The organism is Roseburia sp. 1XD42-34 (assembly GCF_009917385.1).
In the GTDB taxonomy this organism is placed as follows: domain Bacteria; phylum Bacillota; class Bacilli; order Bacillales; family Amphibacillaceae; genus Virgibacillus.
The window spans coordinates 1-1,908 of sequence record NZ_QWLJ01000083.1 but is presented as its reverse complement, the minus strand read 5'-3'; the positions used below and the strand labels follow the sequence as shown (position 1 = coordinate 1,908).

Annotated in this window: 1 rRNA gene; it reads right to left on the bottom strand. The window is 53.5% G+C overall.

Annotation, left to right across the window (positions count from 1 at the left end):
- Positions 1 to 308: 308 nt before the first annotated feature.
- Positions 309 to 1,874, bottom strand: a 16S ribosomal RNA gene (locus tag D1839_RS20075).
- Positions 1,875 to 1,908 lie beyond the last annotated feature (34 nt).

Sequence of the window (1,908 nt, the reverse complement as noted above, 5' to 3'; positions counted from 1 at the left end):
ACAGATTGAACAGAAGATCCTTCCATCCTTGAGAGATTTGCTCTCTCAAAACTGAACCAAACAACCAAGTATGTCTTTCAGGCCTGCAGGATGCAGGTCATGCCGACGTCGCCACAGGACGTGGCGAACTTCGTCGGTTTCCTTTAATAGTCTAGCTCCAGCGTTCAGCGACTAGTGCAACTTCCTTCCCCTCCGTACGATAAGTCAACATCGATTCACTTACGTTCACCGTGTTTCCTTTATCTTCTTCGGGTCAGTCCAGTTCATACGTCGCTAACCGAACGCTTCCGCCTTCTTATATTCCTTAGAAAGGAGGTGATCCAGCCGCACCTTCCGATACGGCTACCTTGTTACGACTTCACCCCAATCATTGGTCCCACCTTCGGCGGCTGGCTCCAAAAGGTTACCTCACCGACTTCGGGTGTTACCAACTCTCGTGGTGTGACGGGCGGTGTGTACAAGACCCGGGAACGTATTCACCGCGGCATGCTGATCCGCGATTACTAGCGATTCCGGCTTCATGCAGGCGAGTTGCAGCCTGCAATCCGAACTGAGAATGGTTTTATGGGATTTGCTTGGCCTCGCGGCTTCGCTGCCCTTTGTTCCATCCATTGTAGCACGTGTGTAGCCCAGGTCATAAGGGGCATGATGATTTGACGTCATCCCCACCTTCCTCCGGTTTGTCACCGGCAGTCACCTTAGAGTGCCCAACTGAATGCTGGCAACTAAGATCAAGGGTTGCGCTCGTTGCGGGACTTAACCCAACATCTCACGACACGAGCTGACGACAACCATGCACCACCTGTCACTCTGTCCCCGAAGGGAACTCCCTATCTCTAGGGGCGTCAGAGGATGTCAAGACCTGGTAAGGTTCTTCGCGTTGCTTCGAATTAAACCACATGCTCCACCGCTTGTGCGGGTCCCCGTCAATTCTTTTGAGTTTCAGCCTTGCGGCCGTACTCCCCAGGCGGAGTGCTTAATGCGTTAACTTCAGCACTAAGGGGCGGAAACCCCCTAACACCTAGCACTCATCGTTTACGGCGTGGACTACCAGGGTATCTAATCCTGTTCGCTACCCACGCTTTCGCACCTCAGCGTCAGTTACAGACCAGAGAGTCGCCTTCGCCACTGGTGTTCCTCCACATCTCTACGCATTTCACCGCTACACGTGGAATTCCACTCTCCTCTTCTGTACTCAAGTCCCCCAGTTTCCAATGGCCCTCCACGGTTAAGCCGTGGGCTTTCACATCAGACTTAAAGGACCGCCTGCGCGCGCTTTACGCCCAATAATTCCGGACAACGCTTGCCCCCTACGTATTACCGCGGCTGCTGGCACGTAGTTAGCCGGGGCTTTCTGGTTAGGTACCGTCAAGGTGCCAACCTATTCGAATGGCACTTGTTCTTCCCTAACAACAGAGTTTTACGATCCGAAAACCTTCATCACTCACGCGGCGTTGCTCCGTCAGACTTTCGTCCATTGCGGAAGATTCCCTACTGCTGCCTCCCGTAGGAGTCTGGGCCGTGTCTCAGTCCCAGTGTGGCCGATCACCCTCTCAGGTCGGCTACGCATCGTCGCCTTGGTGAGCTTTTATCTCACCAACTAGCTAATGCGCCGCAGGCCCATCTGTAAGTGACAGCATATGCCGCCTTTTTAACATCTCGTCATGCGACGACATGTATCATCCGGTATTAGCCCCGGTTTCCCGGAGTTATCCCAGTCTTACAGGTAGGTTGCCCACGTGTTACTCACCCGTCCGCCGCTCGTTCCACAAGCGTCACTCCCGAAGGAGTTCTGCTTGCTTCCCGCGCTCGACTTGCATGTATTAGGCACGCCGCCAGCGTTCGTCCTGAGCCAAGATCAAACTCTCCAAAAATAACTTGCTTTTGGTTTTCACCAAAGTGAAGTTG